The sequence below is a fragment of the Anabaena sp. FACHB-1237 genome (assembly GCF_014696225.1).
In the GTDB taxonomy this organism is placed as follows: Bacteria; Cyanobacteriota; Cyanobacteriia; order Cyanobacteriales; family Nostocaceae; genus FACHB-1237.
Genome location: NZ_JACJPV010000012.1, coordinates 108590 through 116975 on the forward strand (window position 1 = coordinate 108590; position 8386 = coordinate 116975).

Consider the following 8386-nt stretch of genomic DNA (forward strand, 5'->3'; position numbering starts at 1 on the left):
ATATCAAGTTAGACAAATCTAACTAATTCTTCTACTTTGGTTAAATGAGATGTATCTCCTTTAAGTTCTAACAACCATGTTGTTTCTTGACGCACTAATTTCACCAAAGAACATAAAGAAGCCTTAACTTCATTTTTAGCTATATCTCCTACTAACCCCATTGCACCACCTAAAACTGATGCACCATGTGCCACTAATAGGATATCATCTGGGAAAAATTCTGCGGCTAAACATCTAGCAGTTTGTCCTGAACGTTCTCGCACTTTTTCATGGGTTTCAGGGTATTGTGCAGAAATGCGGGATGTGTAACTAGTATCAATTCTGGGAAATAATTTCTTTAAAGCATAAATTGACAGTCTTTCTGGTTCTTCTGTCATCCATGCTTCATTTAACCATTCACTCAAGCCTGTTTCTAATTTAATTGATAAGTCTAAAACTTCTGCAATAGCGTTAGCAGTTTGTATTGTTCGCAAAAATGGAGATGCAAAAATATGAGAGATATTTTCCCCTTTTAACCGTTTTGCTAATTGTTGCGCCTGGATCATACCATCATTTGATAATGGAGGATCATATCTTCTTTCTGCGGTAAGAAACCAATCAGGGTTAACAAAGTCAAGACGGTTTGCGTGTCTTGCCATCCAAACAATTTGACTCATGGTGATAATAGACAGGTATCAATTTTTTATCTGTAGGTATCATACAACAGAAAATAGGCCATAAGGAATAGGTCGAAGTTCTAATTTTTTTATTAATTATATTACTTGCGTATAAGTCATATAATACAGCACTTTTGGAGTAAATGAGATATACCAATTTGATAAGGTAGTTTTAAAAATTGAAGCTCAATTTGTGATTGTAAATCATAAACTTGGAATTTGCTGTAATTAACGACGTTCGCACAGTGTCCCGAAGAGATAGGGACCAAGGAAACGAAGGTAATAAGGTTTGAGAGAGATTTTCTGTTAGTCCTAATTTGTTAATTATCAATTATCAATTATCAATTGTCAATTTTCTCACTCCTTCCACTAGTCTTTTTATTCCTGCTTGTGCTGTTTCTCTTGCTAATGCACCATAAGCTACTCGCAAATAACAGCCATTTGTCATTCCAAAGGTTGAACCGGGAATTACGGCAATTTTATATTCTTCAATTAGTTTTTTTACTAATGTCATATCCTCCATTTCTGTATGTACTTTTATGAAAAAGTAAAATGCACCTTCTGATAAGGTAATGGTACATATATCTCCTAAGTCTTGGAGTGATTTTAATACTATTTCTCTCACTTTGGCAAGATTTTCTAGGTGATTTTTTAAGTAATTATCTGGACTATTTAATGCCCCTAATGCTGCATATTGCGACACTACTGGAGGACAAATTAAGATGGTATCTTGGACTTTTTTAATAGCAGTTAATAGATGTTTAGGAATTACCATATATCCAATTCTCCAACTGGCAAAACCATAAGTTTTGGATAAGCTAAATAGGGAAATTGTATATTCATTGCTATGAGGAAAACTACCAGGAGAAATATGTTCAACACCATTATATGTAAAGTATTCATAGGCTTCATCACTAATATGATAAATGCTATTTTTTCGACATATTTCATTAATTTCATATAATGTTTCTGCTGGATAAACTACTCCTGTGGGGTTATTAGGAGAAATTGTCACGATAGCGCGGGTTTTATTGGTAATTGCTTGAGATATGGTTTCAGGAATTAGTTGATAATTAGGGTCTGTTTCTACTAAAATAGGATGACAGTCTGCCATTCTGATGGCCATTTCATGATTAAAATAGTAGGGAGTATTTAATATTATTTCATCTCCTGGGGAAGTGATGGCTAAAATGGTATTCATAAATGCCATGTTGCTTCCTGCTGTAACTACAATACTGTTATGGTTATTAATTTCTATGCGGTTACATTTTTCTAATTTGATTTTGAGTTTCTCTAATAAGGGAGAAATTCCTATTACTGGTTGATAAAGATGGTTATTACTATTACTTGAAAATAATTGTAATGCTTCTATCGCTTCCTTTGGTGGACTGTAATACACCACTCCCTGTCCTAGCGAAATTGTACCTGGTGAGTTTTTTATTAATTCCGCAACTACGGGAATAATTGGCGTTTGTATTGCGTTCATCCGCGAAAGTAAATTTGTCATAGTTTGGTGTTTTTCAATTATCAATTATCAGTTACTTAATGGTGGAGGAAAACGAATTTCTGTAGTCAGATTAATGGGTAATACATATTCTAAATTATCATGGGGACGGGGAATTATATGGTGGGAAAGGATTTCTCCTCCATTAACTTTTATTATGGTGGATAATGCTTGGTTTACTGCTTGTTTAACTTCTCCAATTTCTCCACGAATTAAGATGGTAATTCTTCCTAAGTCGGTATTTTCAAAACCTACAAATGTTATTCTTGCTGCTTTACACATTGCGTCTGCTGCTTCTATGGCGCTGGGAATACCATATACTTCTATCATTCCTAATGCTAATGTCATTTTAGTTATTTTGATGGTTGTTTTCAGATACCCGACTTCTTTAAAAAGTTGGGTATCTATGATCTATTCTATTAGAGGATGTTTTAAAACATATTTTAAAACTATGGGGCGAATATCATAAGGCTTACGCCACGCTGCGCTATCGCTAGTATACAGGCAAAGTCCACACTTCCACAGGCTCAGTGACCACCTGCCTGGACTAAGGAAAAACCAAGGATTTTTAAGCTGCGTAGGCTGTTTTTGCCTGTGTAAACGCAATTAATTTCCAATAGCCAATTTTTGTGTTAATTTAGACTTTACAAACATCCTCTTATTGATTATGTAAATTAGCTATAGCTTGTAAATTTTGGATTCTCAATAATTCACTAAATTCTAAACCAGAACGTCCTTCTATTTGTGCTATTGTGGTAATTGCTGTTAATAAATTTTCGGCTGCTTCTGCTTCTGAATAACCTCGTCTTTGGGCAATTTTAACAGCATCTAAGTCAGCATTTAATAAGCTATTTTGAGATTTGTTATTTTGCCAAATTCGCGCCGCAGCTAATGCGGTTAAACCTCCAGAAACTGCTATTCCTACTATATCTAATTGTGTGGTTTCAAATATTCCTCCTAATAGTCCTAATATTACTATTCCTTGATTAATATTGGGTTGTAACCATTTAATACTAATTAACCAGGAAACTTGATGTAGTAAGGTTAAATCTCTTTGGGGTTTGGTAAGTTTTATCCATAAGTCAAAGTTAATATATATTGGTCTATATTTGGTAAATGGTAGGGGAAAATCGCTGTCTATGACTTTTGTTTGTGCTGGTTTACTGACTATTTTCGTCATCATTCTCCCTGAAGCTGGCATTATATCTAATAATCTTCTAATTTCTACATTATGTTCCATAATTTATCTTTATTTTTATCTTTATTAGTTGGTGTTATAGTGGCAGTCAGGCTAGAAGCCTAATCTACTGTAAGAAAATTTTAATTATCAATTATCAATTATCAATTGTCAATTTCCAGTTCTGTTTACTAATGTAGCACTGGCTTGATCTACTGGCATGAGAATAACTTCGTTAATATTAACATGGGGCGATCGCGTGGCACAAAAAAATATTACATCTGCTATATCTTCTGCTACCAATGGTTTTACACCTTGATAAACTTTTTTCGCTCTTGCTATATCTCCATGAAACCTTACTTCACTAAATTCTGTTTCTACCATTCCAGGATCAACAGATGTTACTCTAATTGCTGTACCTAACAAATCTTGTTTTAAACCTTGAGTTATAGACTTAACTGCCGCTTTTGTTCCACAATAAACGTTACCCCCAGGATAGGTTTGATGTCCAGCTATTGAACCAATATTAATAATATGTCCATGATTACGTTCTACCATCCCCGGAACTATATAACGAGTCATATATAATAGCCCTTTAATGTTAGTATCTATCATTTCTTCCCAGTCTTGAAAGTCCCCTTGATAGAGTTTATCTAAACCACGACTTAACCCAGCATTATTGATTAAAATATCAATTTTTGACCAGGCTGGAGGTAAGTTATTAATAGTAGATTCTACAGATAAGCGATCGCTCACATCCAACTTTAATAAATAAATTTGTTCATCTGTAAGATGTAACGAATCTGCTAATTTTTGTAATTTCTCCAAACGTCTAGCAGCCAAAATAAGTTTAGCACCAGCACCTGCAAATATTTTGGCACAGGCCGCACCAATACCACTACTTGCACCTGTAATCAAAACTATGGTATCTTGCATCAGTTGAGACATAAATTGAGATGATTTTTTCTAAATTTGGATAAATAATGATTATATAATTATTTACTATCAGGTGCAAAATTTGTAGAATTAAATACATCCTCCAAAACGGAGTTTATTTTAATCTACATCCGACATAAAAAAACTTACAAATGCTAACAATTACCAGCTTCTTCTTCCTGCTTTATCAGTTCGACTGCGCTCACTGAACTCCTAGAAGTGTCTGTACTAAGCTGTTGTGCCTTTAACTTGAATAATTAATACAAGCAAGATGCTTGTGCTACTGTAACTTCAGGTTTTTTAATTATACAGTGAGTGCTGCACATTAGCTTATCTAGTTTACAGGCTAACACGAATAATCTAGCCACTTTTTTTCAATTTGTTGCAGCGTTTCAACTTCTGTCCTATGCAAAGCCACAGTTATCAAATTTAAACACCCTTTGAGACAAGGATAGAGATGTTTTCTTTTGATCCACAATTAGATAAGATTAGGTTAATACAGATATTAATGGGTAGTATTTTGATCAGAAAATATTTCCATAGTAGTAGATTTGAGGAGATTCTGTCAAATGGTACAGTCCCCTAGCAAATTTGCCGAACTTGAGACTTAAAATCATAAGTTGGATTAACTTGGACTAACAATGTTAAATTCACAATAGTAGCAAAACTTTCTTTCAGCCTGTGGATATACAGTAATGACTATAAATACAACTGCAAACCATAGCAATGTAATTAAATCTACAAATTTTGTTCATTCCCCAGAACCTTTACAAACTGTACAAACTAATGTTCCTGGTTCCTTGTTGCTGGATAATAAGGTACATCATGAATATCATCAAGTCATGAACCTCAACAATACACCTCTTATCCCACCAGCTACAGATAATCAAGATAGAGTAGTAGTTATGGAAAATTCAGAAGATAATTATCAAAAAGATTGGATTGCAGAACCTGATATTAATCAGCAGAATTTTGTTAATACAGAATTTCAGCAATTACTAAACCTCAATGAAGAATTACGTCAGGCTAATAATGACCTATATTCTGAATTAGAAAGGTTAAAAACAGAACTAGCAGAAACAGAAAAGATATTACAATGGCAAAAAACCCGTTCTGCTGTTACAGAATCTATGTTTAATCAACAAAACCAGGAACTTTCCGCAGCTAATGAACAAATTCAGTCACTATATCAGCAGCTAGATGTATCAAATAAAACTGTACAGCGTCAAGAAATTATGATTGATACCTATAAATCTCAACTGCAAATCAGTCAGCATCGTTTAGCACAGCTAGAAAGGGAATGTTCTTTACTACAAACTAACTACTCAGAAGAATCTCAACAATTATTACATTCGGAAAATACTTGTCGTGAGTTAAGAACTAGGTTGATGCGTCAACAACGACAAACTTTACAATTTAAGGCTGCTTTGGAAAAATGTTTGGATAAACCAGTTTTCCATGGGGATACTATAGAAGATGCTTGTCCTCCTACCCATAATCCTCACTATAGAGAAACAAGATTTTCTCGTAAAGCCCATTCTATCCTAAATAATCCCCAACCCATTCAACCTTGGTCGGTAGATTTAGAGGATACTATAGCTATTGCTGAAAGTTCTGAAAATATTATTCCTGAAAATCAACCAAGTACTAATTTACCAGATAACTTAATTGAAGAGGTGATGAAAGAGTTATCACAGGTACAAGAATTATCAAATATTACTCCTATTACCTCTCCTACAAATAATACCTCTAAGATTGATCATGAAGAAATGGAAGATTATTGGTTAGATAGTCCATCTGGTACACAAACTACTTTAAGCGATGATGCATTTATTTCTATTTTACCTGAATCAATTAAAAAGGAACAGGAGGAGAAAAAAGAGACTTTATCACCCCAACAATCACCTTCTCCTTTAATTTACCCTCAACGCCCCCCAAAAGGACGTAAATCTTTAGCTTCTGTAGAACTTCCTAATTTTCGCACCAAAGGGGGGACTGCTGATAGCTGATAGCTGACTACTAACTGCTGACTATTGACTCCTGATATTTGATAGCTAATAACTGATAGATAATTACTCACTAGTATTTTGATAAATCCCATCAAGCATTTGATAAGATGAAAAATGTCACAAATAGAAATTATAGGTAAATCGAGGACTGACGAAGAATGACCCAAGTGGTTTTAGGAGAAAATGAAGGCATAGATTCAGCCCTACGTCGCTTTAAACGCCAAGTTTCTAAAGCTGGTATATTGGCTGATGTGAAGTATCACCGGCATTTTGAAACACCCTTAGAAAAGCGCAAACGGAAAGCTGTTGCTGCTAGACGTAAACGCCGTTTTAAATAAGCCTATTTTGGTTTTTACTGGTTGTTACTGTTGTTGTTTGATGTTTGAACGATAACAGGTAACAACTTTTTTATAACCTCTTTTCTCGACTATTCATAAGTATAATTTATTAATTATCAAAAATAGTTGAAAAATTTATAATTAACAAAAGTTTACTAACCATTCATTTTTATATTGTCTTAATCATTAATTGAGAATTATTTCTATTTATCAACGATCTTGCAATACTTTCAGCGATTTGGTATAATTCTACAAGATTTGTACAATGGGGTTTTATTGTCAAATAATAATCAAATAATAAATTGCCTGAATGTATAGTTTTAAAACCCTTGCTTGACAACTATTTCAGAATTGGGCAACATTTAGGCAATATTTAAAACCAAAAAACCAAAAAACTAAAACACAAAACTTAACACTGGGAGGAAAATTTATGGAAGATTCTGGTAAAAATTTTACCAAAAATTATCTAGTATCATCTAGTTTTATGAGAACCAAAAAGACAGTGCTTGACAAATGAGACCTTTTGTGGTATGTGGAGCATAAACTATATAATTACAATTATATGATGATTTATATAATGGCTTATAGATGAGATTAAAAACTTTGGTAAGAAGGTTCAGATATCAATATCATAAGATATGATTATTTTTCTGTGAATGTTTGTATGAATGTGAAGAAATTAAGATTACAAAAATGAAAATTTTTGTTTTAATATACAAATCGAAAAAGTGTAAAGATATTTAGGGAATTAACTGTGTACAAGAAAACATCATTCTTTTTAGCGGTTTTATTATTAGGATGTTTTTACACTACTACACCTGTGGTAGCAAAGACAAGTTTATTAGTGTCACAAGCTAATAAGTCAGAGTTGAGAAACTTGCTAGAAGAGGGGAAAAGATTAGTAGATGCTGGTGATTATAATGGAGCGATCGCTGTTTATCTAGAGGCGAGTAAATTAGCGCCAAGAAATGCTAAAATTCACTCTGGAATTGGTTATTTATATACGCAACAAAGTAAATTTCCTGATGCTTTAGCAGCTTATCGTCGAGCCTTAGCTATTGATCCTAATAACAGCGATTTTTACTATGCTGTAGGTTATATCAAAAGTGGTATGAACGATATTGTAGGAGCAAAAGAAGCCTATCGTCGTTCCATCCAACTTAATCGTAATAATCTTAATGCTTATTTAGGTTTGGGTGTGACTCAAGCCATGCTAGGTGATTTTGATGCAGCTATGTGGGCTTATCAACAAGCATTAGAGTTGAATAAAAATAACCCTCGTACTTATGAGTTAATGGCGGGAATGTTTAAGAAAAAACGTCAAATTAGCCAAGCAAATGGGGCTTTACAAAGAGCTTTAAATTTATATCGCCAAAATAATGATTTAGATGGTGTAAATAGAGTGGAAGGGATGTTAAGGGTAAATAATTGAGGAGTCGGAAGTTGGGATTTAAGCTGATGTGCGGCTAAACTCTATAACTAAAAAACCTAAAATTACTGTAGTGCAAGCAAGATGCTTGCATCTATTATCCAAATTAAAAGCACAACAGCTTATCACTGCTAAAGCTGACAATTCCCATTTCACGCCCTACTGATACTTTTAACCGAGACATTCCCTGACATCTGAGATATCGTGAATGTCCAGTACAACATTACCAACTGAGTTGATAAAGGTGGTATCCCACATTGCCTTGAGGAAAATCCCCAAAGCTCCATTAAAATCTCGCGGTATGTCATAACCGCAATTAGGGCAAACAAAGCTCTTA

The 8386-nt window shown here is 33.9% G+C and carries 8 protein-coding genes; 3 read left to right on the forward strand and 5 right to left on the reverse strand.

Annotated elements, in window-relative coordinates:
* Window positions 1-8: 8 nt before the first annotated feature.
* From H6F32_RS08900 to H6F32_RS08920, 5 genes are all read right to left on the reverse strand, one after another.
* The gene (locus tag H6F32_RS08900; RefSeq protein ID WP_190368971.1) at window positions 9-656 is read right to left on the reverse strand and encodes a histidine phosphatase family protein; all 648 of its coding nucleotides are present in this window, start codon (window positions 654-656) and stop codon (window positions 9-11) included.
* Window positions 657-990: 334 nt separating this feature from the next.
* Window positions 991-2163, reverse strand: a complete 1173-nt coding sequence (locus H6F32_RS08905; protein ID WP_190368972.1) for a pyridoxal phosphate-dependent aminotransferase — start codon at window positions 2161-2163, stop codon at window positions 991-993.
* A gap of 27 nt (window positions 2164-2190) precedes the next feature.
* The gene (locus tag H6F32_RS08910; protein ID WP_190368973.1) at window positions 2191-2508 is read right to left on the reverse strand and encodes a carbon dioxide-concentrating mechanism protein CcmK; all 318 of its coding nucleotides are present in this window, start codon (window positions 2506-2508) and stop codon (window positions 2191-2193) included.
* Window positions 2509-2818: 310 nt separating this feature from the next.
* A complete protein-coding gene (locus H6F32_RS08915) occupies window positions 2819-3400 on the reverse strand; it encodes a DUF3318 domain-containing protein (protein WP_190368974.1) in 582 nt (193 codons plus the stop codon).
* Window positions 3401-3508: 108 nt separating this feature from the next.
* Window positions 3509-4285 carry an SDR family oxidoreductase gene (locus H6F32_RS08920; RefSeq protein ID WP_190368975.1) on the reverse strand — a complete coding sequence of 259 codons (777 nt, stop codon included), beginning with the start codon at window positions 4283-4285 and terminating at the stop codon, window positions 3509-3511.
* 683 nt (window positions 4286-4968) lie between these two features.
* On the opposite strand from H6F32_RS08920, the gene H6F32_RS08925 reads away from it, so the two are divergent.
* From H6F32_RS08925 to H6F32_RS08935, 3 genes are all read left to right on the forward strand, one after another.
* A complete protein-coding gene (locus tag H6F32_RS08925; RefSeq protein ID WP_190368976.1) occupies window positions 4969-6282 on the forward strand; it encodes a hypothetical protein in 1314 nt (437 codons plus the stop codon).
* Window positions 6283-6440: 158 nt separating this feature from the next.
* Window positions 6441-6620 (forward strand): 30S ribosomal protein S21, encoded by a 180-nt coding sequence (gene rpsU / locus H6F32_RS08930; RefSeq protein WP_008226419.1) that lies wholly within the window; start codon window positions 6441-6443, stop codon window positions 6618-6620.
* A gap of 754 nt (window positions 6621-7374) precedes the next feature.
* Window positions 7375-8052 carry a tetratricopeptide repeat protein gene (locus tag H6F32_RS08935; RefSeq protein ID WP_190368977.1) on the forward strand — a complete coding sequence of 226 codons (678 nt, stop codon included), beginning with the start codon at window positions 7375-7377 and terminating at the stop codon, window positions 8050-8052.
* Window positions 8053-8386: the final 334 nt, after the last annotated feature.

Excerpts from the sequence above, each read along its gene's own strand:
- H6F32_RS08920 (WP_190368975.1), bottom strand. The coding sequence starts at position 4,285 with ATGTCTCAACTGATGCAAGATACCATAGTTTTGATTACAGGTGCAAGT.
- rpsU (WP_008226419.1), top strand. The coding sequence starts at position 6,441 with ATGACCCAAGTGGTTTTAGGAGAAAATGAAGGCATAGATTCAGCCCTA.
- H6F32_RS08915 (WP_190368974.1), bottom strand. The coding sequence starts at position 3,400 with ATGGAACATAATGTAGAAATTAGAAGATTATTAGATATAATGCCAGCT.
- H6F32_RS08910 (WP_190368973.1), bottom strand. The coding sequence starts at position 2,508 with ATGACATTAGCATTAGGAATGATAGAAGTATATGGTATTCCCAGCGCC.
- H6F32_RS08900 (WP_190368971.1), bottom strand. The coding sequence starts at position 656 with ATGAGTCAAATTGTTTGGATGGCAAGACACGCAAACCGTCTTGACTTT.
- H6F32_RS08905 (WP_190368972.1), bottom strand. The coding sequence starts at position 2,163 with ATGACAAATTTACTTTCGCGGATGAACGCAATACAAACGCCAATTATT.
- H6F32_RS08925 (WP_190368976.1), top strand. The coding sequence starts at position 4,969 with ATGACTATAAATACAACTGCAAACCATAGCAATGTAATTAAATCTACA.